Origin of the sequence: Mycobacterium avium subsp. avium (assembly GCF_009741445.1) — a bacterium.
GTDB lineage: Bacteria > Actinomycetota > Actinomycetes > Mycobacteriales > Mycobacteriaceae > Mycobacterium > Mycobacterium avium.
In genome coordinates this window covers 3159608-3183563 of sequence record NZ_CP046507.1, presented here as the reverse complement: position 1 = coordinate 3183563, position 23956 = coordinate 3159608, and the positions used below count along the sequence as shown (strand labels likewise).

General features: G+C 70.1%; 19 protein-coding genes and 1 riboswitch. Of the genes, 7 read left to right on the top strand and 12 right to left on the bottom strand.

Annotated elements, in window-relative coordinates; translation table 11 throughout:
* Positions 1-2 precede the first annotated feature (2 nt).
* From fadD21 to MAA44156_RS14650, 3 genes are all read right to left on the bottom strand, one after another.
* Entirely contained in the window at positions 3-1742 is a 1740-nt protein-coding gene (fadD21, locus tag MAA44156_RS14660) for a fatty-acid--AMP ligase FAAL21/FadD21 (RefSeq protein WP_009975522.1), read from the bottom strand.
* A gap of 108 nt (positions 1743-1850) precedes the next feature.
* Entirely contained in the window at positions 1851-3509 is a 1659-nt protein-coding gene (locus MAA44156_RS14655) for a PPE domain-containing protein (protein WP_033725933.1), read from the bottom strand.
* A gap of 152 nt (positions 3510-3661) precedes the next feature.
* Positions 3662-3842: riboswitch (cobalamin riboswitch) on the bottom strand.
* 29 nt (positions 3843-3871) lie between these two features.
* Positions 3872-5464 carry a PucR family transcriptional regulator gene (locus MAA44156_RS14650; protein WP_009975528.1) on the bottom strand — a complete coding sequence of 531 codons (1593 nt, stop codon included), beginning with the start codon at positions 5462-5464 and terminating at the stop codon, positions 3872-3874.
* An 84-nt stretch (positions 5465-5548) separates the two neighbouring features.
* Here MAA44156_RS14650 and pruA point away from each other — a divergent pair, with 84 nt between their 5' ends.
* Together pruA and MAA44156_RS14640 are read left to right on the top strand one after the other, a co-directional pair.
* Positions 5549-7189: an L-glutamate gamma-semialdehyde dehydrogenase gene (gene pruA, locus MAA44156_RS14645; RefSeq protein ID WP_009975529.1), complete on the top strand. Its 1641-nt coding sequence runs from the start codon at positions 5549-5551 to the stop codon at positions 7187-7189.
* A complete protein-coding gene (locus MAA44156_RS14640) occupies positions 7189-8151 on the top strand; it encodes a proline dehydrogenase family protein (RefSeq protein ID WP_009975530.1) in 963 nt (320 codons plus the stop codon). Before pruA ends, MAA44156_RS14640 begins: the two co-directional genes overlap by 1 nt.
* Positions 8152-8243: 92 nt before the next feature.
* On the opposite strand, the gene MAA44156_RS14635 is transcribed toward MAA44156_RS14640, so the two are convergent.
* Genes MAA44156_RS14635 through MAA44156_RS14600 form a run of 8 tightly spaced genes read right to left on the bottom strand, consistent with a single transcriptional unit; the run spans position 8244 to position 14974 of the window.
* Entirely contained in the window at positions 8244-8846 is a 603-nt protein-coding gene (locus tag MAA44156_RS14635) for a TetR/AcrR family transcriptional regulator (RefSeq protein ID WP_009975531.1), read from the bottom strand.
* A gap of 20 nt (positions 8847-8866) precedes the next feature.
* On the bottom strand, positions 8867-10036 hold the full coding sequence (locus MAA44156_RS14630; protein WP_009975532.1) for a lipid-transfer protein: 1170 nt from the start codon (positions 10034-10036) through the stop codon (positions 8867-8869).
* The gene (locus MAA44156_RS14625; RefSeq protein ID WP_003875486.1) at positions 10033-10494 is read right to left on the bottom strand and encodes a MaoC family dehydratase; all 462 of its coding nucleotides are present in this window, start codon (positions 10492-10494) and stop codon (positions 10033-10035) included. The genes MAA44156_RS14630 and MAA44156_RS14625 overlap by 4 nt, the downstream gene beginning before the upstream one ends.
* Positions 10491-11612 carry an acyl-CoA dehydrogenase family protein gene (locus MAA44156_RS14620; RefSeq protein ID WP_009975534.1) on the bottom strand — a complete coding sequence of 374 codons (1122 nt, stop codon included), beginning with the start codon at positions 11610-11612 and terminating at the stop codon, positions 10491-10493. Before MAA44156_RS14620 ends, MAA44156_RS14625 begins: the two co-directional genes overlap by 4 nt.
* Positions 11613-11619: 7 nt before the next feature.
* A complete protein-coding gene (locus MAA44156_RS14615; protein ID WP_009975535.1) occupies positions 11620-12024 on the bottom strand; it encodes a Zn-ribbon domain-containing OB-fold protein in 405 nt (134 codons plus the stop codon).
* The gene (locus MAA44156_RS14610) at positions 12024-12569 is read right to left on the bottom strand and encodes an FAS1-like dehydratase domain-containing protein (protein ID WP_009975536.1); all 546 of its coding nucleotides are present in this window, start codon (positions 12567-12569) and stop codon (positions 12024-12026) included. The genes MAA44156_RS14615 and MAA44156_RS14610 overlap by 1 nt, the downstream gene beginning before the upstream one ends.
* A gap of 19 nt (positions 12570-12588) precedes the next feature.
* On the bottom strand, positions 12589-13773 hold the full coding sequence (locus MAA44156_RS14605) for an acyl-CoA dehydrogenase family protein (RefSeq protein ID WP_009975537.1): 1185 nt from the start codon (positions 13771-13773) through the stop codon (positions 12589-12591).
* Positions 13774-13777: 4 nt separating this feature from the next.
* Complete coding sequence (locus tag MAA44156_RS14600; protein ID WP_009975539.1) at positions 13778-14974, bottom strand: cytochrome P450; 1197 nt, start codon at positions 14972-14974, stop codon at positions 13778-13780.
* A gap of 194 nt (positions 14975-15168) precedes the next feature.
* Here MAA44156_RS14600 and MAA44156_RS14595 point away from each other — a divergent pair, with 194 nt between their 5' ends.
* From MAA44156_RS14595 to MAA44156_RS14575, 5 genes are all read left to right on the top strand, one after another.
* Positions 15169-16629, top strand: coding sequence for an aldehyde dehydrogenase family protein (locus MAA44156_RS14595; RefSeq protein WP_011724079.1), 1461 nt, complete (start codon positions 15169-15171; stop codon positions 16627-16629).
* On the top strand, positions 16626-18917 hold the full coding sequence (locus tag MAA44156_RS14590) for a CaiB/BaiF CoA transferase family protein (protein WP_009975542.1): 2292 nt from the start codon (positions 16626-16628) through the stop codon (positions 18915-18917). The genes MAA44156_RS14595 and MAA44156_RS14590 overlap by 4 nt, the downstream gene beginning before the upstream one ends.
* Positions 18918-18977: 60 nt before the next feature.
* Positions 18978-19886 carry an alpha/beta fold hydrolase gene (locus MAA44156_RS14585; RefSeq protein WP_009975543.1) on the top strand — a complete coding sequence of 303 codons (909 nt, stop codon included), beginning with the start codon at positions 18978-18980 and terminating at the stop codon, positions 19884-19886.
* 29 nt (positions 19887-19915) lie between these two features.
* A complete protein-coding gene (locus tag MAA44156_RS14580; protein ID WP_009975544.1) occupies positions 19916-21337 on the top strand; it encodes an acyl-CoA synthetase in 1422 nt (473 codons plus the stop codon).
* Between the two features lie 118 nt (positions 21338-21455).
* Complete coding sequence (locus MAA44156_RS14575) at positions 21456-22790, top strand: MFS transporter (RefSeq protein WP_009975546.1); 1335 nt, start codon at positions 21456-21458, stop codon at positions 22788-22790.
* Position 22791: 1 nt separating this feature from the next.
* Here the strand turns inward: MAA44156_RS14575 and dapD are convergent, their stop codons facing one another.
* Positions 22792-23745: a 2,3,4,5-tetrahydropyridine-2,6-dicarboxylate N-succinyltransferase gene (dapD, locus tag MAA44156_RS14570; RefSeq protein WP_003875497.1), complete on the bottom strand. Its 954-nt coding sequence runs from the start codon at positions 23743-23745 to the stop codon at positions 22792-22794.
* Positions 23746-23956 lie beyond the last annotated feature (211 nt).

Sequence of the window (23956 nt, the reverse complement as noted above, 5' to 3'; positions counted from 1 at the left end):
GCTCAGCCGTCCAACCGGATGAAGGCACCCCGGAGGTAGCGCTCGACGCAGGCCGCCCGCCGGATCTTGCCGCTGGTCGTGGTGGGAATCGATCCCGGGGCCACCGGCACCAGATCCGCGACGTTGAGCCCGTGCGCAATCGAGATCGCCGCGGTGACTTCGTTTTTGACCGCGTCAAGCTTGCGCCGCGCGTCCTCGTCGGAATCGCCGCGCCGCTTCAGCTCGATGATGGTGACCAATTTCTCGGTCTCGTCCGCCGGCACCGAGATGGCCGCGACCCGGCCGCCGGTGACGGCCTGCACCGTCGACTCGATGTCCTCGGGATAGTGGTTGCGGCCGTAGACGATCAGCAAATCTTTCATCCGGCCGACGATGAACAACTCCCCGGCGGAGATGAAGCCGAGGTCGCCGGTGCGCAGCCACGGCTGCCGCGGGGTGCCCGGCGACGGGTTGACCAGCACGCCGCCGAAGGTGCGTCGGGTTTCCTCCGGTTTGCGCCAATACCCCTGCGCCACGTTCTCGCCGTTGACCCAGATTTCCCCGACCGTTCCGTCCGCGCGTTCGGTGTTGGTGTCCGGGTCGACGATCCGCACCGTCGGCGACGTCGGCGCGCCGTAGCTCAGCAGCGGCGACCCGGTCTGCGCCGGGCACCGCTGCGCGCTGCCGGCCGACAGCTTTTCCGGCTCGAAGTGAACGACCTCGGGTGCGCCGGCCTCGGCGCGGCTGGCGACGTAGACCGTCGCCTCGGCCAGGCCGTAGGAGGGCTGCATCATGTGCTCGCGAAAGTTGTACGGCGCGAAGCGTTTACAGAACCGACGCAGCGTTGCCGGGTGGATGCGCTCGGCGCCGCTGACGATGCTGATGATGTTGCCCAGGTTGACGCCGGCCAGGTCGGCGTCGGTTGTCTTGCGCACGGCCAGCTCGAAGGCGAAGTTGGGCGCCGCGGAGAAGACCGGATCCGCCCGCGACATCGCCTGGATCCAGCGCGCGGGGCGCTGCAGGAACGCGACCGGGCTGGTGAGGTCGGCGGGGTAGCCGCCCAGGATCGGCGCGATGACGCCCTGGACCAGCCCCATGTCGTGGTAGAACGGCAGCCACGACACGCAGACCGTATCGCGCGGGGCCACCCCGTCGACGTCGGGGAAGAACGCGGCCATCAGCTGCTGGAAGTTCACCTGCAGGTTGCGGTGCGAGACCATGACGCCGGCCGGCAGGCGGGTGGAGCCCGAGGTGTACTGCAGGTAGGCGATGTCCGGGGCCCCGCTGATCCGGATGCTCGCCGAATTCGGTTCATCCAGGTCCAGCGAGTCGATTTCGACGACGGCCGGGGCGGGCCCGGTGTCCGGCCGACGCAGGTATTCGGTGACGGTCGCGGCGGCCGCGGCGGTGGTCAGCACCACGGCGGGGCCGGTGTCGGCCAGCACGGCGCTGACGCGTTCGTCGTGCGAACCGGGCTGGGGCACCGACAGCGGAACCGCGATCAGCCCGGCCTGGATCGCGGCCAGGAACGCCACGATGTAGGACAGGCCCTGGGGCGCGAGAATGACCGCCCGGTCGCCGGTGTCGCCGTGCCGCGCGACCTCGCGGGCAAGGTTCGACGTCCGCTGATAGAGCTGGGCCCAGGTCAGCGTCTCGGCGACGCCCGCCCAGTCCTGCTCGTAATCGGTGTAGCGGAACGCCACATCGTCGGGTTGCAGGCCGGCACGTTCCCGCAACAGGGACACCACCGACGAACCGTGCATGCGGGCTAGGTTACCGCTCCGGGGTTTTCGCGCCGGCCCGCCGCCGTGCGGGGCGGGCGTGCGGACCGGGACACCTTAGACTGGTGCACGCCAATAGCGTTGTGCACGTTACTGTTTCGATCCGTCCCAGGTGGCCGGCATCATCGGCGCGCGCGGGGCGTCGGCGAACTCGTCGAGCACCGGCGCGCTCAGTCCCGCCGGTGCGGCGGCCGCGCGGTTGGCCGCGGTTCCGGCGAACCCCAGCGTCGGCGCACCCAGCTGCGAGGCGGTCGTCGACGGCTCGGGATCCAGATACTCGTAGCCGCGGCCGAGCTGTTTGGCCGCGGCCCGGTGGCGGCGCCGCTGCGTCGACTCTTCCTCCGGCTGCGCCACCGCGGGGGCCTCGACGTTTTCGGGCGCGGCCGCCTCGCGTCTGCGGACGCCGGCGTTCGCGGCCCGCCGCGCGTCCGCGGTCAGGCCGCCGACCAGGTAGGCGAGGCTGTGCAGGGTGGCCACCGGCGGCCCCGACGGGGTGGGCGGCGGCGCGCCGGGTGCGGCCGCGGCGGGCGCCGCCGCGGACGTCGGGGCCGGCGCCGGCGCGGGGGACGGGGCCGGTGCCGGCGCGGGCGGCGGACTCGGTGCCAGCGCCACCGGGACGAGCGTCGGCGCCGGGACGAACGGGGGCACCGGAATAGCATGCAGCCCAGCCAAACCCGTCAAGCCCGCCAAACCACCCACCAGGGTGGGCACGACCAACGGGACCACCGAGACGGTCAGCAGCGGCAGAATCGCCGGGATCAGCACGATCATCTGCTCGAGCAACGTCTTGATCAACGCGATGGTGTCGGTGATGACGGTGCCGATCACCTCGATGGTGGTGAACAGCAGGGTCCACGCGATGGTCGCGGGATTGCCCGACGCGAACGCGGCGGCCAGATCCGCCGCGACGAAGCTGAACATCTGCGCCAAATAGCCGAAGTACGAACCGAAATCCATCGGGTAGCCGAGGGCGAACGCGATGTTGAACGGGTTGAGGAAGCTCAGCGGATTGCCCAGCGACGGCAGCCACGGGTCGAAGCCGGAGAACAGCGACTGGAAGAACGGGTTGTTCATCAACTGGTCGATCAGCGGCTGGATGTAGCGGTTGTAGAAGTCGACGAACCCGGTCTTCTCCAGCCAGTCCAGCCACTGGTCCTGCGTGTCGGGCGGATACGACGACGACTGCGCGGCCGTGGCCGCCGGCGCGGCGGCCGCCATCACACGCGGCGCCGGTTCGGTGTGCGGCGTGGCCGCCAGCGCGGCGGCCGCCACGTCCTGGTAGGTGCCCATCACGGTGGCCGCCTGGACCCACATCCGGGCATAGTCGGCCTCGTTCACCGCGATCGGAATGGTGTTGACGCCAAAGAAATTCGTCGCGGTCAACACGGCGTGTGCGGCGTGGTTGGCGGCCAGCTCGGGCAGCGTCGGCATGGCCGCCAGCGCCGCGGTGTAGGCGGCGGCGGCGACTTCCTGCTGGGCGGCCACGGCCGCGCTGTCGGTGCTCGCCCGCACCAGCCAGGCCAGATAGGGGGCGTGCGCGGCCAGGTAGGCGCCGGCCGTCGGGCCGTCCCAGTCGCCGGCCCGCACGGCGCCCAGCAGCGTGACCAGCTCGTCGGCCGACTCGGCGTACTGCACGCTCAGCGAGCTCCACGCCGCCGCGGCGGCGAGCAACGGCCCGGGCCCCGGCCCCGCGCTCAGCAGCGACGAATGCACCTCCGGGGGTGAGGCCATCCAGATGGGGGCGGTCATCGACCGCACCCCCGCAAAACCCTTGCCGCAGCGGGGGTATGGACGAAACGGGCGCGCCGTTGGGGCGCCGAAACGGTGGCAGCGTCGACGACGGCCACCCATGCCGGACGGGACATGGCGGTGACAGCTCTCTCGGGGTACATCCGCCCCGGGTCGCAGGACGCGATGACGCGAGTGTCCTGGCTCTCGGATCGCCGCTCGCCTCGCCTTCCAGCTTGTCAGCCGTGGCCGTTGAGGGTCGCTCCCCGATGACAGTGGCGGGACCGCGCCGGATTCGCACCGGCTTCCTGCATCGTCATCACCTTACGGGTGACATTCTTGCATCCGCCCCGGCGGACACGTCGGCGAATCGGGCGTTTGTGTCAGCGTTCGGCAGCCCGCAACGCCAGCGCGAACAGCAGCCGCACCTCGGGGTCGGCCAGCGACACCGACAGCAGCTTCTCGATCCGCCGCACCCGGTAGCGAACCGTATTGGGGTGCACGCGCAACGCGTGCGCGGCCGCGGCGATGTCGCCGAAGGCGTCCAGGTAGGTTCGCAGCGTCTGGGCCAGCACCGGTTCCCGGTCGTGCAGCGCCACGATCCGCGGATCGACCAACCGCTCGTCGCGGCCGACCAGGGTGACGATCTCGTCGAGCAGGACCGTGGTGCGCGCTTCGGCCAGCGACGTCACCTGCCCGAACGAAAGGGGATGGCGCTCAGCGCTGTCCAGCACGCGGTCCACCTCGGCGCGCGCCGCGGCGACCCCGGAAAGGCCCGGGACCGGCGCGGCGATGACCGCCCGCAGCTGCACCCCGAGCTCGGCGCGCAGCGCGGCGATGGTGCCGCGCACCCACGAGCTGACCGACCGGTTCGGCGGCTGGGGCAGCAGTACGTAGGTCCGCGAGCCGTGACCGGCGACGTGGGCGTCGTGCCGGAAAGCGCTGGCGCTCAGCGCGATCACGTCGGTCAGGCGGGTGTGGCGGGACGCACCCTCGGCCGCCGCCCAACCGACCAGGGCCGCGCAGCCGTCCGCGGCCAGACCGAGCTCGGCGGCGATCGCGGTGAGGTCCACGGGCGCAAGGGTTTCCGAGTCGGTCACACCGAGCAGCTGCTGCAGCCGCCGCGCCTGGGTGGACGGGCGGGCCGCCAGCCGCGCCATGATCCGGGCGGCCAGCACCGCGGCGCCGCGCAGTATCTGTTCGGCGTCGTCGGCCAGCGGCTGCGCGCCCTGCTGCACCCAGATGGTCCCGGCGAACACCGGCGGTCGCCGGGCATCCGGGTCGGGCTGGTGGATGCCGACCGCCAGCCGGGGTCGCAGCCCCAGCTCCGGCCGCTCGGCGACGCGCACCACCTGGGTGCCCGACCGCAGCGCGTCGAAGATGCCCCACTGGCCGATCCACTCGAGATGCTCGGGCGGGCCGGCCCGGCCCAGGATGGACAGCCGGCGCAGCTCGTCGGCCTCGTCGTTGGAGGCCGAATAGGCCAGCACCTGGGATTGGGCGTTTTCGATGCTGACCATGCCGTGGATGCGCTCGGCCAGTGACTGCGCCAACCCGAACAGGTCGGTGCCCGAGTCGTCCGCCGCGTCGGCGCGGTCGCCGTGATGTTCCAGCACGTGATTGACCAACTGGTACAGCCGTTCCCAGCGGGCCCGCGGATCGACGGCCACCACCGCCGATCCCGCCGCGACGGCCGTGCCGACCAGGGCGTCGGACGGCTCCTTGACGAAGACGGCCACCGGTACCCGGTCGCGGGCCTGGGTGTCGATCCAGCGCAGCGCCTCGTCGTCGCCGACGCCCAGCAGGAAGAACACGTCGGCGGAGCCCGCCGCCGCGGCCAGCCCGAGCCGCACATCGTCGGAGTCGATCAGCGCCGCCGACGCGACCGGTTGGTCCAGCCCACGCGGGGCGTCGACCAGGCTGACCATGGTCGCGTCCAGCGCGAGCAGCAGCTGACCCAGCCCGACACCGGCCATATTGTCCGATCTTACTACGATGCCCGGCCTATCTTGTCGGATCGGCTAAATCGCGGCGTGGCCGCCGCGAGGATCCTGGGCAGCATGGATGCGATCACTGGAATTTCCGAGGTGCCGGTGCCGGCCAACGAGCCGGTCCACGATTACGCGCCGCACTCCGCGGAGCGCGCCCGGTTACGCGCCGAGTTGGCCGCGCTGGCCGGCCACCCGATCGACCTGCCGCACGTCATCGGCGGCCGCCACCGGATGGGCGACGGTGAACGCATCGACGTCGTCCAGCCGCACCGGCACGCCGCCAAGCTGGGCACCCTGACCAACGCCGTGCACGCCGACGCGACCGCGGCCGTCGACGCCGCGATGGCCGCGAAAAGCGATTGGGCGGCAATGCCTTTCGATGAGCGGGCGGCGGTGTTTTTGCGGGCCGCCGATCTGCTGGCCGGGCCGTGGCGGGAGAAGATCGCCGCCGCGACGATGCTGGGCCAATCCAAGTCGGCCTACCAGGCCGAGATCGACTCGCCCTGCGAGCAGATCGACTTCTGGCGGTTCAACGTGGCGTTTGCCCGGCAGATCCTGGCGCAGCAGCCGATCAGCGGGCCGGGGGAGTGGAATCGCAGCGACTACCGCCCGCTGGACGGCTTTGTCTACGCGATCACGCCGTTCAATTTCACCTCCATTGCCGGCAACCTGCCGACCGCGCCGGCGCTGATGGGAAACACCGTGGTGTGGAAGCCGTCGATCACCCAGACCCTGTCGGCGTACCTGACCATGCAGTTACTCGAGGCGGCCGGGTTGCCGCCCGGGGTGATCAACCTGGTGACCGGCGACGGGTTCGCGGTTTCCGATGTGGCACTGGCGGATCGGCGGCTTGCGGGCATTCACTTCACCGGGTCGACGGCGACCTTCCAGCGGCTGTGGTACCAGGTGGGCACCAATATCGGTCACTACCACTGCTATCCGCGGCTGGTGGGCGAGACCGGCGGCAAGGACTTCATCGTCGCGCACGCCTCCGCACGCCCGGATGTGTTGCGCACCGCGCTGATTCGCGGGGCCTTCGACTACCAGGGTCAGAAGTGCTCGGCGGCGTCGCGGGCGTTCATCGCGCAGTCGGTCTGGCGGCGGATGGGCGACGAGTTTCTGGCCGAGACCGCCGCATTGCGCTACGGCGACGTCACCGATCTGACCAACTTCGGCGGCGCGCTGATCGACCGGCGGGCCTTCGTCAAGAACGTCGACGCCATCGAACGCGCGAAGGGCGCGCCGCACGTCACCCTCGCGGTGGGCGGCGAATACGACGACAGCGAAGGCTATTTCGTGCGGCCGACGGTGTTGCTGTCCGACGACCCGGCGGACGAGTCGTTCGCGACCGAATACTTCGGCCCGCTGCTGTCGGTGCACGTGTATCCCGACGACGACTACCAGCGAATCCTCGACGTGGTCGACACCGGATCGCGGTACGCGCTGACCGGTGCGGTCATCGCCGACGACCGGGCGGCGGTGCTGGCCGCGCAGGACCGGCTGCGCTTTGCCGCCGGGAACTTCTACGTCAACGACAAGCCGACCGGGGCGGTGGTGGGGCGCCAGCCATTCGGCGGTTCGCGCGGCTCGGGCACCAACGACAAGGCCGGCTCTCCGTTGAACCTGCTGCGCTGGACGTCGGCCCGCACCATCAAGGAGACGTTCGTCCCGGCCACCGACCACACCTATCCGCACATGGGGGCCGACTGATGGCCGGGCTGTTCGCCCACACCCTGCGTCCGGCGATCCTGGCCGCGGGCCGGCGACCGGGGTTGCGCCGGGCCGCCGAAGCGCTGCCGGTGACCCGCCGGGTGGTGCACCGGTTCATCGCCGGGGAGACGATCGATTCGGCGCTGGACAGCGTGACGGCCCTTCGTGATTCGGGACGCTGCGTCAGCGTCGACCATCTGGGCGAGGACGTGTCGGACGCCGACGACGCCGATGCGGCGGTGCGGGTGTATCTGGAGCTCGTCGACCGCCTGGGCTGCCTCGGCGATGGGGCGGCCGTCCGACCGCTCGAGGTGTCGCTGAAACTGTCCGCGCTGGGCCAGTCGCTGGATCGCGACGGTGAGAAGATCGCCCGGGAGAACGCGTGGGCGATCTGCGCGGCCGCGCAGCGGGCCGGCGTGTGGGTGACGGTGGACGCCGAGGGCCACACCGCGACCGATTCGACCCTGCGCATCGTGCGCGACCTGCGGCGCGAATTCGATTGGCTGGGCGTGGCATTGCAGGCCTACCTGCGGCGCACGCTCGGCGACTGCGAGGAGTTCGCCGCCGCCGGCGCGCGGGTGCGGCTGTGCAAGGGCGCCTACGACGAGCCCGCCTCGCTGGCCTACCGCGATCCCGCCGCGGTCACCGATTCCTACCTGCGCTGCCTGCGGGTGTTGATGGCCGGTTCGGGCTATCCGATGGTGGCCTCCCACGATCCGGCGATCATCGAGGCAGCGCCGTCGCTGGCCCGCGAATCAGGGCGTGGCACCGGTGAATTCGAATACCAGATGCTGTACGGCATCCGCGACGACGAGCAGCGGCGGCTGGCCGAGGCCGGCCACACCGTCCGGGTCTACGTACCCTTCGGCACCCAGTGGTACGGCTACTTCATGCGCCGGCTCGCCGAACGCCCCGCCAACCTGACATTCTTTCTGCGCGCGCTGGCCGCGCGTCGGCATTGAGTGTGCGGTCCGGGGCTTGCGGAGTTGCATCAGGTCGACGACACGCCGACGACGTCCGCCGCCGCTACACACTCAACGCCGAGGATGCACACTCAACGCCGCCGCGGGCGCTCGCTGGCGAACCCGCGTACCACATGCGCGCGTACGAATTCCGCCGTCACGTCGGGATCGTCCAGGTTCAGCGTCGGCGACGGTGTGCTGAACAACGAGAACAGGATGCGCGCGAACCATTCACCGGCCGCCTCGACGTCGAGGTCCTTGCGCACCTCACCGGTGAGCCGGGCGGCGGCCAGATACGGGGCGAAGAACTCCACGCATTCGCGCAGCAGCACGGCGGCGTCCTTGGTCAGCAGCAGGCTGATCGCGTCCTCGTCAAAGTACTTCTCCGAAGCGATGACTCGGCGGGCCTGGGTGACGAACACCGCCGCCGCGCAGAGCCTCTCCTCGAGCGTGCCGCCGCGGTCCATGGCCTTGGCCATCTCGCGGTAGAAACGCTCGGAGGCGTGTTCGGCGCAGGCCTCGACGATCGCGGCCTTGTCGGAAAAGTATTCGTAGATGGTGCTTCTCGACACGCCGGCCTGCTTGGCGATGTCGACGATGGTGGCCTTCTGCAATCCCTGCCTGCCGAAACACGTGAATGCGGCCGCGACGATCAGCTCGCGGGTGTCGGTCGCCGGGGACACGTCGGTCGACATGGAATCAGCGCGCCTTTCCCTCAGCCGGCCGGCGCGAGGATCAGACCACTCGTGGGCACGCCGGTTCCCGAGGTGACCAGCACGTGCTCGACATCGGCGACCTGGTTGTGGGAGGTGCCGCGCACCTGCCGCACCGCCTCGGTGATGCCGTTCATGCCGTGGATGTAGGCCTCACCGAGCAGCCCGCCGTTGGTGTTGATCGGGAACTCGCCGCCCAGAGACAACCGCTCGACGGTGGCGAAATCCTTGGCCTCACCGCGGCCGCAGAAGCCGAGTTCTTCGAGCTGGACGAACACGAACGGGGTGAAATGGTCGTAGATGAAGGCGGTTTGGATGTCCTGCGGCTTGCACCCCGAATCCCGCCACAACTGCCGCGCGACCACCCCCATCTCGGGAAGCCCGGTGATGTCGTCGCGGTAGTAGCTGGTCATCATCTCGCCGTCGGCCGCCGCGCCCTGGGCGGCCGCGGCGATGACGGCCGGCGGCCGGCGCAGGTCGCGGGCGCGTTCGACGCTGGTGACGACCAGCGCCACCCCGCCGTCGCTTTCCTGACAGCAATCCAGCAGGCGCAGCACCGGTTCGACGATCCAGCGCGAATTCTGGTGGTCTTCCAGGGTGATCGGTCGCTGGTAGAACCACGCGTCGGGATTGGTTGCCGCGTGCTTGCGGTCCACCACCGAGATCCGGCCGAAGTCCTCGTTGGTCACCCCATAGGTCGACATGTAGCGCTGGGCATGCAGCGCGACCCACGCCGCCGGGGTGAGCAGCCCGAACGGCGCGTAATGCGCCATGAACAATGGGGTTTCGGCCATGTTGCGGCCACTGCCGCCGAACCGGAAGCCGGAGCGTTCGTTGAAGGCGCGCCAGCACACCACCACGTCGGCGACCCCCGTCGCCACGGCCATCGCGGCGTGCACCACGGTGCCGGCCGCCGCGCCGCCGCCGTGGTGCACGCGGGAGAAGAAGCTCAGGTCGCCGATGCCCACGTTGCGCGCGATGTCGATCTCGTCGCTGGAATCCATGGTGAAGGTGACCATGCCGTCGACGTCGGCGGGCGTCAGACCGGCGTCGTCCAGCGCGGCGCTGACCGCCTCGCACGCCAATTGCAGTTCGCTGCGCCCGGATTCCTTGGAGAACTCCGTCTGGCCGATCCCGACGATGGCCGCGGCGCCGGGCAAGATGCTGCTCATGAGCCCGCACCGTCGAGCAGGCTGAGCACCGCGGTGCCGGAGACGTGATCGCCGAGGCTGTTGGACGCCTTGAAGGTCACCTCGACGAAGTTCTCAGCCGGCGGTGGCCCTGCTGGGCCACGAGTCTTGCCGGTGACGCTGCCGGTGAACCGCAGCGGGTCGTCCGGAAAGCACGGCACGCCAAGGCGAATCGACAGCTTCTTGACCATCGCCTCGGGCCCGGCCCAGTCGGTGAGGAACCGCACGCAGTAGCCGTTGGTGGTCAGGATGTTCATGAACAGGTTGGGCGAACCCTGCTTCTTGGCGTAGTCGCGGTCGTGGTGCACCGGCATGAAGTCGCGGGTGGCGATCGCGCCGGCGACGATCATCGTCGTGGTGATCGGGATTTCCAGCGGCGTGACCTCCTCGCCGACCGAAATGTCTTGCCATCGCAACGTGCGGTTGGCGGTCCTCGTCATGCGTGTCCTTCCGAATAGGTTGCGCCGAGGTGGGCCAGCTGCGCCGAAGCCGGACCGAGGGTGAGCTCGTTGTGCTTGGCCCACAGGAAATAGCGGTGCAGGGGATAGGTGACGTCGATGCCGATGCCGCCGTGGACGTGCTGGGCGGTGGCGGCCACCCGAGCGCCGGCCTCGGCGGCCCAGAACTTCGCGATGCGCGCCGCCCGGTCGGCGGGCCGGCCGTGGGCGACCAGCCAGGCCGCCTGCCAGGTGGTCCACCGGATCGCCTCGACGTCGATGAAGGCGTCGGCCATCCGCTGCTGCACCGCCTGGAAGCTGCCGATCGGGCGGCCGAATTGCTCACGGCCCGTGGTGTATTCGGCCGCGATGCGCAGCGCCCGCTCGACGACGCCGAGCTGGATCGCGCACAGCGCCACCAGCGCCCGGGTGAGCAGTGACTCGACCAGTCCCATGCCGGCGATCCGGTCCGCCTCGGAAACACGTGCGCCGTCTAAGAATACGTCCGCGTGCGGTTCGCGATTCGTGGTGGGCACCGGGCGGATCTCGACGCCGGCGGCGTCGGCGACCAGTAGGAACAGGCCCACGTCGCCGCCGTCCAGGGCGGCGGGAATCAGCATCGTGTCGGCGAGTTGGGCGGCCGGCACCAATTCCTTGGCGCCGTCGAGGCGCCAGTTCGGGCCGTCGCGACGCGCGGTGGTGGCCGGGCGGGCCGGATCCGAACGGCTGGGTTCGGCCAAACCCGCTGTCAGGATGCGCGATCCGGCGATCACGCCCGGCAAGACCCGCTGCTGCTGTTCTGAGCTGCCGTGCCGGGCGATCGAGTCGGCGCCCAACACCAGCGTGGCGTAGGCGGGCACCGGCGCGACGCCGTAGCCCACCTCCGCCAGCAGCACCCCGAGCTCCACGAAGCCGCCGCCTGAAGCACATGAGCCGCCGACCGCCTCCGGCAGCGCGGCACCGAGCAGGTCGGCGGCGGCCAGCTCTTCCCAGAGCGCGGCGTCGTGGCGGGTGTCGCCGGCCTCCAACTCGGTCAGCCGTTCCGGGGTGGCGCGGTGCTCGAACAGATCGCGGGCCAGCTTGCCGATCGTCTCCTGCTCTTCGGTGAACGAGAAGTCCATGACGGGCCTATGCGCTCGGCCGGAACTGGTGCAGCACCAGCTCTTGCGAGCCGTCGAAGGTTTGGTAATAGACCTCGACCGGCAGTCCGGGCGTCACCTCGGCCGGGTCGATGCCGGTCAGGTTGGACACCAGCCGCACCCCCTCCTCGAGTTCCACCAGCACGACGATGTAGGGGTACTCGAAGAACGGAAACTTCGGCTCGTGCGGCATCACGTAGCTGTACACGGTGCCGCGGCCCGACGACTCGATGGCTTGCCAGTCCAGCGACCGGCAGTGCGGGCACATCGGGCGGGGTGGGTGACGCAGCTTCCCGCAGCCGCTGCAGCGCTGGATCAGGAGTTTGTTCTGCCGCAACCCGTTCCAGAAGAATTCGGTGTCTGCGGTGATCGCCGGAGCCAGACGGGCCGCCATCAGCCGGCCGGCCTGAAGCGCAGCACCCGGAATCGCTGGCGCCCCAACACCTCGCCGTTCTGGTCGGTGTAGGTCGTCAGCCAGGTCAGGAAGAAGCCGGTGCCCAGGGCCGTCTTCTTCTCGTCGGAGACCGACTCGTAGACGGTCGTCGCGCTGATCACGTCGCCCAGCCTCGGGTATCGCTCGATCTCGAACTCCGAGTTCGTCGCCACCGTGCTGGTGTAGCCGGCCTCATCGAGGAAAGCCGTTGGATTGCTGTCGATTTCGACGGGCGCCCCACCGCGCTCGCCGATTCCCTCCAGCTTCGGCGACGGCATGGTCCAGGTCTGCAACATCACCGGGGGCGAGACGATGCCGCCGAACCGTGACGACGCGGCGAACTCCGGATCAAGGTAGACGGGGTTCATGTCGGCCATCGCGTACGCCCAGTGCCGGATCATCGGCTGGTTCACCGGGTCGGGTGCCAGCGAGGGTTTTCCGGTGCCGCCGGTCGGCTGGCCGACCAGGGCCCGCACCTTGGCGCTGACGGTTTCTGAGTCGGTCACTGCGGTCCTGTCCTCCTTGCTATTTCGCGGCCCGAAGGTCGCGCGGTGCGCGGGGCATGCCCAACGCGGCCATGGCGATGATGTCACGTTGAATCTCGTTGGCGCCGCCCCCGAAGGTGTTGATGACGGCCTGACGGTAGGCGGATTCCAGCGCGCCACGCAGCGGAGCCTCGGCGCCGCGCCGCACCCCGTTGCCGTCGAGCACCTCGAGCAGCTCCCGGGCGACCTGCTGCGTGAGCTCGGTGCCGAACACCTTCGCGGCCGAGGCTTCGCCCATGTTGAGCGCGCCCTTCGTCATCGCCGCGTTCACCCGCAGGTTGACGAGCTTGTAGGCGGCCACCTGCGCTTCGACCCGGGCCAGCGCCGATCGCACCCAGGGCTGGTCGATGACCCGGCCGCCGTCGAGTTCGGTGGACAGCGCCCAGTCCAGCGTCTTGTCGAACAGCGGCTCGAGCGCGCCCAGATTGCCCAGGGCGGCGCGCTCGAAGTTCAACTGCGTGGTGATCAGCTGCCAGCCCTGGTTCTCGGCCCCCACCAGCGCGCTGACCGGCACCCGCACGTCGTCGTAGAACGTGTAGAAGGTCGAGATGCCCGGCATGGTGTGCAGCGGTTGCCAGGAGAACCCGGGCGAGGAGGTCGGCACGATGAGGATGGAAATGCCCTTGTGCTTCTTGGCATCCGGATCGGTGCGCACGGCCAGCCAGATGTAGTCGGCGTAGGCGGCGCCGCTGGTGAACATCTTTTGACCGTTGATCACATACTCGTCACCGACACGCACGGCCGTCGTGTGCACCGAGGCCAGGTCGCTGCCCGCCCCCGGCTCGGAGTAGCCGATGGCGAATTCCACGGTGCCGTCCAGGATCGCCGGCAGAAACCGCCGCTTCTGCTCGTCGGTGCCGTAGTGCATCAACGTCGGGCCGACGGTGTTGAGCGTCACCAGAGGGATGGGTGCGCTCACCCGGCGCGCCTCCTCGGCGAAGATGAACTGCTCGATGGCCGAAAACCCTCGTCCACCATATTCTTTGGGCCATCCGACACCCAGCAGGTTGGCCGCCGCCAGGGCGCGGACGCATTCGCGCACCGCGGGACCGCCGTCCATCTGCTCGCTGACCGCGGCGACGCGTTCGGGCGTCATCACGGTCTGAAGCGTCGCACGGATCTCGGCGCGCAGCTGCTGTTGCTCCGGCGTGTATTCCAGATCCATCGGCTCAGGCCCCCATTCGCACCGGCATGCGTTTCACCCCGGGCACCATGGTGGCCCGCATCCGGTCCACCTCGCCCACCAGCTCGATGCGGGGATACCGGCGCAGCAGCTCCTCGAAGAACACCGTCGCCTCCAGTCGCGCCAATTGTGCGCCCACACAAGAATGTTCACCGCAGCCGAAGGCGATGTGCGGGTTCGGGTGGCGGGTCACATCGAATTCCTCGGAGTCCGGGCCGAATACGTCCTCGTCCCGGTTGGCCGACCCGTAGAGCATCACCACCACCTCGCCGGCGCGGATCCGCTGTCCGCGGATTTCGACGTCGGCGGTCGCGGTGCGGGCCATGTGTACCACGGGACTGTTCCACCGCAACATCTCCTCGACCGCAAGCGGGATGCGGGCGGGCTCCTCAACGAGCAGGCGGTATTGGTCGGGATGCGCGATCAGGGCCAGCGTCCCCAGCGCGATCAGGTTGCGGGTGGTTTCGTTGCCGGCCACCAGCAGCAGAAAGGCGAAATTGAGCAGGTCTTCGTCGGTCAACCGGTGCTCGTCGATCTCGGCCTCGGCCAGCACCGAGAGCAGGTCGGCGCGCGGCCGCGCGCGGCGTGCCGCGATCAGCCGCTGGAAGTACTCGTAGAGTTGTCCGGCCGCCACCGCCGGGTCCAGCTCGATCTCCGGGTCGGCCGTCCCGGTGGCCGCATCCGACCACGCCCGGAATTGCTCCCAGTCGTCGGGCGGGGCCCCGATCAATTCGGCGATCATCCGGGTGGGCAGGGGAGCGGCGATCTGTTCGGCGAACTCGTGCACGGCGCCGCGTTCGATGCCGTCGAGAATGCCGCGCACGATCTCGCGGATCTTCGGTTCCAGCACCGAAACACGCCGCCGGGTGAATCCGGAGTTGATCAGCTTGCGCAGCTGCCGGTGCCGCGGCGGATCGGTGAAGATCAGGCTGCCCTGCTGCACCGGGTTGGGCAGCTGCGGATCCGGGATCGTGATGCCCCGGGTCGAGGTGAACAGAGCCGGATTGCTCGACACGAACCGAATGTCCTCGTATTTCAACAGCGCCCAGAAGTTGGTGACGTCGTTCCAGCACACCGGCGCCGTCGCGCGCAGCTCCCGGTAGGCGGGATACGGGTTACCCGCGTAGAAGTCCGGGGAATGCAGCGGGAAGCTCGGCGAGCGCAGCGGCGGATGAGTCTGCACGGCAAGCCCCTCTCGCAGGACACCCGATCCGACAGATTGGCGCAATCTGTCTGCCGACTGTGTCTACTCTGCACCGCCGCGTGCTGTCAACACCGTGCCAAAGTAGAGGGATAGCTCGATTTTCACGCGAAGGACGATTGACGGGCGACACGCGGGGGTGTACACCAAGTGATCAGATGACCGGAGGAAGCAACATGGCCGATCCGCCCGCTCTTGTCCAGACCTACCAGCTCTACATCGACGGCCAGTGGGTCGAGCCGCAGGACGGTCGCTACGACGACCTGTCCCCGTGCACCGAGGCCGTCATCGCCACCGCACCCGACGCGAGCGTGGCGCAGGTCGACGACGCGATCGCGGCCGCGCGCCGCGCCTTCGACAGCGGGCCGTGGGGCCGGATATCCGCCGAGCAGCGCGCCCGGTGTCTGAACCAGCTGGGCGAGGCGCTCACCAAGCACGCCGACGACTTCTTCGCGCTGTCCCAAACGGAGTGGGGCTGCATCGGCAACGAGCGCATCATGCAGATCGACGGCGCCGGGTTCATGTCCATGCACGCCGCCCAGCTCGCGACCCAGCTGGTCGACCAGGAGGTCGCCGGCATCAGCGCCGGCACCACGTTGTTGCGCCACGTGCCGCTGGGCGTGGTAGCGGTGCTCACGCCCTGGAACTTCCCGCACTGCCTCAACGTCATGAAGCTGAATCATGCGCTGGCCGCGGGCAATACGGTCGTGCTCAAGCCGTCTCCGCTGACACCGCTGGCCGGGCTGGCGCTGGCGCGCCTCATCGACGAGCACACCGACATCCCGCCGGGGGTGGTCAACGTCGTCACGCCCTCGGGGGTCGAGGCGGCCAAGCTGCTCACCACCGATCCGCGCATCGACATGGTGAGCTTCACCGGCAGCTCGGCCGTCGGCCGCCAGGTGATGTCGGCCGCCGGCGACACGATCAAGCGAATCCTGTTGGAGCTGGGCGGAAAGTCGGCCAGCATCGTCCTCGACGACGCGAACGTCACCGACGAAATGCTGGAACAGATGCTGTTCCAATCCTGTTCGCTGCATGCCGGACAGGCCTGCATCCTGCACAGCCGGCTGCTGTTGCCCGATTCGCTGCACGACGACGTCGTCGATCGGCTGGCCGCGTTGGCCCGCGACGTCAAGGTGGGCGACCCCACCGATCCCGACGTGCAGATGGGTCCGCTGATCAGCGCGGCGCAACGCGACCGGGTCGAGGCGCACATCGCGGGCGCACGCAGCGACGGGGCCACGCTGGTCACCGGCGGCGGGCGACCCGCCGGGCTGGACGTCGGCTACTACGTCGAACCGACGATCCTGTCCGGGGTGGAGCCCAATTCGACCGTCGCGCAAGAGGAAGTGTTCGGCCCGGTGTTGTCGGTACTGCGCTACCGCGACGACGACGACGCCGTCGCCATCGCGAACAACTCCCGATACGGGCTCTCCGGTGCGGTGTGGGGTGACGACGTGGATCGCGCCGTCGGCGTCGCGCGCCGCATTCGCACCGGGCAGATCGCGGTCAACGGCATCAGCCCCGCCGGCGCGCCGTTCGGCGGCTTCAGGCTCAGCGGGCTGGGCCGCGAGGGCGGCGGAATCGGCGGGCTGCACCAGTACATGGAGCCGATGGCCATCGGGGTTCCCGCGTGACGGCACCCCTTGCGGGGCTGCACGTCGTCGAAATCGCCAGCGAGATCTCGGGTCCCTACGCGGCCAAGCTCCTTGTCGATCTGGGCGCCGAGGTCATCAAGATCGAGCCGCCCGCCGGGGACCCGCTGCGGCGCTGGGGCCCGTTCGCCTCGGGCGTTGTCGACCCGGACCGGTCGGGCCTGTTCGAGTACATCAACGCCGGCAAACACGGTGCCACGCTTGACTTCTCGGAGACCGCCGACGTCGCGGCGGCGCGGGAACTCATCGCCCGGGCGCACCTGCTCATCGACGACTCCGGATCCGCAACGCTGCAGGGATACGGGCTCGGGCCCGACGACCTGCAGCGGATCAACCCAAACCTGGTGTTACTGCGCATCTCTGGGTTCGGCCAGACCGGACCGTTCCGCCGCCGCCCGGCGACACCGCTGACCCTGCAGGCGGCATCGGGCTGGATCAGCTCCCGCGATCCGCAGCGTCCACCGGTTCAGGTCGGCGCCCGGATCGCCGAGTACGTTGCCGGCGCCTACGGCGCGCTGGGCGCACTGACCGCCCTGCGTTCACACCCCGCCGGACAGGTCACCGAAGTCGATGTCTCCCAGCTGGAATCGTTGCTGTCCACGTTGCCGTATCCGATGTTGATGGCTCAGCGGATGCGCCGGCTCGGGCTGCCCGCCAACCTGCGGTCGGCGCCCATGCTGGGCGTGGTGCGGGCCGCCGACGGCTGGGTCGGCATCAACTGCCTGACGGGCCAGCACTGGCTCGACGTCTGCGCGATGCTCGGCCTGCCCGAGTTCGGCGAGCACCAGCTCGCGATCATGCTGGGCGGCCCGGAGCGCGCCGACTTCTTCGCCAAAGCTGAGCCGGTGCTTGCCGGCCAGACCGTCGCCGAGATCGTGGAACTCGCTCAGGCGCTGCGGATTCCGGCCGCGCCCGTCAACGACGGCGCCACTGTGCTCGATTGCCCGCAATACGCCGAGCGGGGGTTCTTCGTCGACACCGGGTCGTTTCGGCGGCCCGGGCCGCCATTCCGGTTCTCGAAAACCCCTGTGCCGCAGCCACGTCCGGCGCCACTGTCTGGGGCGTCGCGAACGACGTGGACCGGTGACGGCCGAGCGCTGCACCGAGCGCCCGGGCCGCTGCCCTTCGCCGGGCTGCGGGTGCTCGACCTCACCACGTTCTGGGCCGGCGCCTACCTGACCTGCTACCTCGGGGCGTTCGGCGCCGACATCGTCAAGGTCGAGTCGATCCAGCGCCCCGACGGGCACCGCTATTCGGGGGCGTTCGCCTACGAGGGCGACGACTGGTACGAGCGCAGCCCCATCTGGCAGGGCACCAACCTCAACAAACGCGACCTCACGCTGGACCTGACGTCGCCGCGGGGCCTCGACCTGGCGCGGCGGCTGGCCGCCCGGGCCGACATCGTGGTGGAGAACTTTTCGCCGCGCGTCGTCGAAAATTTCGGGCTGGACTACGACTCGCTCACGGCGCTGAACCCCGACGTGATCGTGGTGCGGATGCCCGGCTACGGCCTGCACGGCCCGTGGCGCGACTACGTCGGCTGGGCGCTGAACTTCGAGCAGACCGCCGGAATGTCGGCCGTCACCGGCTTTCCCGACGGCCCGCCGTGCAACCCCCAGGGCCCGGCCGATCCGATCGTCGGCGTGCACGCCGGGGTCGCGCTGCTGGCCGCGCTCGAGCACCGCAACCGCACCGGCGCCGGCCAACTCGTCGAGGTGGCCCAGATCGAGGTCGCCGCCGCGGTCACCGCCGAACCGGTCATCGAGTACTCGATGACCGGTGTGGTGCGGCCGCGGGAGGGCAACCGCCGGCGCGGCTGGCTGCAGGGCGTCTACCCGACCAACGAGAAAGAAGTGTGGGTGGCGCTGTCGGTGCCCGGTCAGCCGATCGACCACGACGCCTTCGACGAGCTCGTCGCCGCCTGGACCCGCACCCAGACCGCCGCGGCGATCGTCGAAACCCTTCAGGCGCAAGGGATCGCGGCCGAGCGGGTGATCACCGGCGACCAGATGTACGATCCCGGGCTGATCGGGGCCCAGCTGGACGCGCGTGGCTACTACGAGGAGCTCGAGCACCGGATCACCGGGCCGCACCGCTACCCCGGGTGGCCCTTTCGCATCGCGCCCGGCCCGCGGCGGCACCACCGCACCGCCCCGCCGACGCTCGGCCAGCACAACGACGAGGTGCTGCGCGAGCTGGGCCTGTCCGAGGCGGAGATAGCGGACCTGCGTCAGCAGCGGGTCATCGGCGAGCGGGTGCTCAACGCATAGCCGCCGGCAACGCATGCCCGGCCCTTTGTAAACCGCGCGTGACATGCCAAGCTGCTCGACATGGCCATCGAGATCGCCCGCCCCAAACTCGAGGGAAACGTCGCCGTCGGTGAGGACCGCCAGATCGGGTTCGCCGAATTCGGCGACCCGCAGGGGCGCGCGATGTTCTGGTTGCACGGCACCCCCGGCGCCCGCCGGCAGATCCCGGTCGAGGCCCGCCTGTACGCCGAGAACCACAAGATCCGGCTGATCGGGCTGGACCGCCCGGGCATCGGGTCGTCGACGCCGCATCGCTACCAGAACATCCGGGCGTTCGGCGAGGACCTGCGGACCATCGCGGACACGCTGGGCATCGACAAGATGGCCGTCATCGGGCTGTCCGGCGGCGGCCCCTACGCGCTCGCGTCCGCCGCGGTGCTGCCCGACCGGGTCGTGGCGGCCGGCATCCTCGGCGGCGTCGCGCCCTTCCTCGGCGACGAGGGCATCACCAGCGGCCTGATGAACCTGGGCAAGCGGGTGGCTCCACTGCTGAAGCTGGGCGGCGACCCGCTGCGGATCGGCGCCAGCCTGGTCGTGCGGGCCATCCGCCCGGTCGCCAACCCCGCCCTGTACCTGTACGCGGCGATCTCGCCCGAGGGCGACCGGCGGCTGCTCACCCGGCCCGAGTTCGGGGCCATGTTCCTCGACGACCTGCTCAACGGCAGCCGCAAGCAACTGGCCGCCCCGTTCAACGACATCATCCTGTTCACCCAGGACTGGGGATTCCGGCTCGACCAGGTCAAGGTCCCGGTCCGGTGGTGGCACGGCGACAGCGACCACATCGTGCCGTTCGCGCACGGACAACACGTCGTGTCCTTGCTGCCCGACGCAGAGCTGTTCGTGCTGCCCGGCGAGAGCCACCTCGGCGGGCTGGGCCGCGGCGAGGAGATCCTGTCCACCCTGACCAAGATCTGGGACGAGCAGAACTGACCCGTGCCGGCGGCGGGTAGCCTGCTGGCGTGCTGCTGACGTCGCTGAATCCCTCGGCCGTTACCGCCACCGACATCCCCGACGCGGTACGCATCGACGGCACCGTGCTCAGCCGCGCCGACCTGCTCGGCGCCGCGACCTCGGTGGCCGAGCGGGTCGCCGGTGCAGGCCGGGTCGCCGTCCTCGCCACACCGACCGCCGCCACGGTGCTCGCGGTGACCGGGTGCCTGATCGCCGGGGTGCCGTTCGTCCCGGTGCCCGCCGACGTCGGGGCCGCCGAACGCCGGCACATGCTGGCCGACTCCGGGGTGCGGGCCTGGCTCGGCCCCCTGCCTGACGAGCCCGACGGCCTGCCGCACGTCCCGGTGCGGCTGCACGCCCGCTCCTGGCACCGCTACCCCGAGCCGTCACCGGACGCCACCGCGATGATCATCTACACCTCGGGCACCACCGGGCTGCCCAAGGGCGTGGTGCTGAGCCGGCGCGCGATCGCCGCCGACCTGGACGCCCTCGCGCAGGCCTGGCAGTGGACGGCCGACGACGTGCTGGTGCACGGGCTGCCGCTGTTTCACGTGCACGGTCTGGTGCTGGGCCTGCTGGGCTCGCTGCGGATCGGGAATCGGTTCGTCCACACCGGAAAACCGACCCCGGCCGGCTACGCGCAGGCCCGCACCGACTTCGGCGGCACCCTGTTCTTCGGGGTGCCGACGGTGTGGTCGCGGGTTGTGGCCGACGAGGCGGCCGCCCGCGCGCTGCGCCCGGCGCGGCTGCTGGTCTCCGGCAGCGCGCCGCTGCCGGTCCCGGTGTTCGACCGGTTGGCCGGGCTCACCGGGCACCAGCCCGTCGAACGCTACGGCGCCTCGGAATCGCTGATCACCATCTCCACCCGGGCCGACGGCGAGCGGCGCCCCGGCTGGGTGGGCCTGCCGCTGACCGGCGTGCAGACCCGGGTGGTCGACGACGACGGCAACCCGGTGCCGCACGACGGGGAGACCGTCGGCAAGCTGCTGGTGCGCGGCCCGATGATGTTCGACGGCTACCTCAACCGGCCCGACGCCACCGCCGAGGCCTTCGACGCCGACGGCTGGTACCGCACCGGCGACGTCGCCGTCGTCGACGACGCCGGCATGCACCGCATCGTCGGGCGGGAGTCCGTCGATCTGATCAAGTCCGGCGGCTACCGCATCGGTGCCGGCGAAATCGAAACCGCGCTGCTCGGCCACCCCGGCGTCGCCGAGGCCGCCGTCGTCGGGATGCCCGACGAGGACCTGGGGCAGCGCATCGTCGCGTTCGTCGTTCCCGCCGGCCGGGTCAACCCCGACGACCTGATCGACCATGTCGCCCAACAACTTTCGATACACAAGCGGCCCCGCGAGGTGCGCGTGGTGGACGCGCTGCCGCGCAACGCCATGGGCAAGGTGCTCAAGAAGCAGCTGCTGTCCGACGGCTGAGCGGGCGTCGTGATGCACGACACGCAGCAACTTGCCAGCTTCGGGGCCGAGCGTGGCCGCCACGCTTCACCTACCGTCGTAACCGTGCATTCAGGCAACCGGAGCGCAGGCGGCCGCCATGGGTGAGCCGTCCGCGCGCGCCACCACGCCCGGCACGCCCATGCGGCGGATAGCGGCCGCCTGCCTGGTGGGTTCGGCCATCGAGTTCTACGACTTCCTGATCTACGGGACCGCGGCGGCGCTGGTGTTTCCCGCGGTGTTCTTCCCGCGGCTCGGCCCGACGGTCGCCACCATCGCCTCGATGGCGACCTTCGCGACGGCCTTTTTGTCCCGTCCGCTGGGCGCCGCCGTCTTCGGCTACTTCGGGGACCGGCTGGGCCGCAAGAAGACCCTGGTCGCCACCCTGCTCATCATGGGCGCCTCGACCGTGAGCGTCGGCCTGGTGCCCAGCACCGCGTCGATCGGCATCGCCGCGCCCCTGCTCCTCACCGTGCTGCGGTTGCTGCAGGGGTTCGCGGTCGGCGCCGAATGGGCCGGCTCGGTGCTGCTGAGCGCCGAGTACGCCCCGACCGACCGGCGCGGCTGGTACGGGATGTTCACCCTGCTCGGCGGGGGCACCGCCGGGATCCTGGCCAGCCTGACCTTCCTCGCCGTCAACCTCACCATGGGCGAGCACAGCCCGGCGTTCATGCACTGGGGCTGGCGGGTGCCCTTCCTGATCAGCAGCGGGTTGATCGGCATCGCCCTGTACGTGCGGCTCAACATCGACGAGACGCCGATCTTCGTCGAGGAGAAGGCCCGCCACCTGGTGCCCAAGGCGCCGCTGACCGAACTGCTGCGGTTGCAGCGACGCGAGATCATCCTGGTTGCGGGCAGCTTCGTGGGCGGCATGGGCTTCATCTACCTGGGCAACACGTTCCTGGTGATGTACGCCCACAACCATCTCGGGTACTCGCGCAGCTTCATCTGGGGCATCGGCGCGCTGGGCGGGCTCACCAGCATGGCGTGCGTGGCCTGCTCGGCGTGGATCTCCGACCGGGTCGGGCGCCGCCGGGTGATGCTGTGGGGCCTGGTCGCGTGCCTGCCGTGGGCGTTCGTGGTCATCCCGCTGATCGACACCGGCCGACCCGTCTGCTACGTCGTCGCCGTGCTGGGCATGTTCGGCACCGCGGCGGTGGCCAACGGCCCCACCGCCGCCTTCGTTCCCGAGCTGTTCGCCACCCGCTACCGCTACAGCGGCGCGGCGGTGGCGATGAACCTGGCCGGCATCGTCGGCGCCGCCGTGCCGCCGCTGCTGGCCGGCACGCTGCTGGCGACCTACGGCAGCTGGGCGATCGGGCTCATGATGGCCTCCCTGGTGCTGGCCAGTTTCGTGTCCGTGTATCTGCTGCCCGAAACCCGCGGGGCCGCGCTGGACGCCGCCGCGGCCGCCGAGAAGGTCGCCGCCCGCTAGTTCAGTTGGCGTGCAGGTCCTCGTTGAGGGTGATGCCGGTGCCGCCGCGGGCCACCACCTCCACCGCCCCGGTCAGCGAATTGCGCCGGAACAACAGGTTGTTGCCGCCGGACAGCTCGCGGGCCTTCAGCTGCTTGCCCTCGGGCGTGATGACCTTGGTGCCCGCGGTGACGTACAGGCCCGCTTCCACGACGCAGTCGTCACCCAGTGAAATGCCCAGGCCCGCATTGGCGCCCAGCAGGCACCGCTTGCCGATCGAGATGACCTCGGTGCCGCCGCCGGACAGCGTGCCCATGATCGAGGCCCCGCCGCCGATGTCGGAGCCGTCGCCCACCACCACGCCCGCCGAGATGCGGCCCTCCACCATGGAGGCGCCCAGCGTGCCGGCGTTGTAGTTGACGAAGCCCTCGTGCATCACCGTCGTCCCCGGCGCCAGGTGTGCGCCGAGCCGCACCCGGTCGGCGTCGGCGATGCGCACCCCGGTCGGCAGCACGTAGTCGACCATCCGCGGGAACTTGTCGACGCCGTAGACGGTCACCGGCCCGTGCCGGCGCAGCCGGGCCCGGACCGCCTCGAATCCCTCGATGGCGCACGGTCCGCGATTGGTCCACACCACATTGGTCAATACCCCGAACAAGCCGCCGGCGTTCAGCCCGTGCGGCGCCACCAGCCGGTGCGACAGTAGATGCAACCGCAGGTAGGCGTCGTAGGCGTCGGCGGCCACGTCGTCCAGCGAGCCGATCACCGTGCGCACCGCGACGGTCTCGGTGCCGCGGTCGTCGTCGCGGCCGATCAGCGCGGTCAGCTCGGGCGGGACGTCGGACAGCGCGAGCCGCGACGTGCCGCTGGTGCCCGGCCCGGTCAGTTCCGGTGCGGGAAACCATGTGTCGAGGATCGATCCGTCGGCGGCCAGCGTTGCCAGGCCTACTCCTGCGGCACCTGCTGCTGTTGTCACGGCGGTCAGGTTACTTCCCGGGCCGCACCCGAATCCGCCCGCCCCGGCGGCGGTCGCGGCCGGCCGTGCGGTCGCGGTCCGGCCCGGCGCGCCTACACCGGCGTCAAAAGCTCACCGGTGCAAGGTAATTGAGCGACGTCGCGGCACCGGCACCGCACGGTGTGCGTCCGGTCCGTCGTCGTGCCAGGTCAACCGCGTGAACTCGGCCGTT

Bases quoted from the DNA above. Each gene is read 5' to 3' on its own strand.
- MAA44156_RS14585 (WP_009975543.1), top strand. From the start codon at position 18,978: ATGGCCATCGAGATCGCCCGCCCCAAACTCGAGGGAAACGTCGCCGTC.
- fadD21 (WP_009975522.1), bottom strand. From the start codon at position 1,742: ATGCACGGTTCGTCGGTGGTGTCCCTGTTGCGGGAACGTGCCGGCCTG.
- MAA44156_RS14630 (WP_009975532.1), bottom strand. From the start codon at position 10,036: ATGAGCAGCATCTTGCCCGGCGCCGCGGCCATCGTCGGGATCGGCCAG.
- MAA44156_RS14595 (WP_011724079.1), top strand. From the start codon at position 15,169: ATGGCCGATCCGCCCGCTCTTGTCCAGACCTACCAGCTCTACATCGAC.
- MAA44156_RS14635 (WP_009975531.1), bottom strand. From the start codon at position 8,846: ATGTCGACCGACGTGTCCCCGGCGACCGACACCCGCGAGCTGATCGTC.
- MAA44156_RS14605 (WP_009975537.1), bottom strand. From the start codon at position 13,773: ATGGATCTGGAATACACGCCGGAGCAACAGCAGCTGCGCGCCGAGATC.
- MAA44156_RS14615 (WP_009975535.1), bottom strand. From the start codon at position 12,024: ATGGCGGCCCGTCTGGCTCCGGCGATCACCGCAGACACCGAATTCTTC.
- MAA44156_RS14655 (WP_033725933.1), bottom strand. From the start codon at position 3,509: ATGACCGCCCCCATCTGGATGGCCTCACCCCCGGAGGTGCATTCGTCG.
- pruA (WP_009975529.1), top strand. From the start codon at position 5,549: ATGGATGCGATCACTGGAATTTCCGAGGTGCCGGTGCCGGCCAACGAG.
- MAA44156_RS14650 (WP_009975528.1), bottom strand. From the start codon at position 5,464: ATGGCCGGTGTCGGGCTGGGTCAGCTGCTGCTCGCGCTGGACGCGACC.
- MAA44156_RS14640 (WP_009975530.1), top strand. From the start codon at position 7,189: ATGGCCGGGCTGTTCGCCCACACCCTGCGTCCGGCGATCCTGGCCGCG.
- MAA44156_RS14620 (WP_009975534.1), bottom strand. From the start codon at position 11,612: ATGGACTTCTCGTTCACCGAAGAGCAGGAGACGATCGGCAAGCTGGCC.
- MAA44156_RS14575 (WP_009975546.1), top strand. From the start codon at position 21,456: ATGGGTGAGCCGTCCGCGCGCGCCACCACGCCCGGCACGCCCATGCGG.
- MAA44156_RS14625 (WP_003875486.1), bottom strand. From the start codon at position 10,494: ATGACGAGGACCGCCAACCGCACGTTGCGATGGCAAGACATTTCGGTC.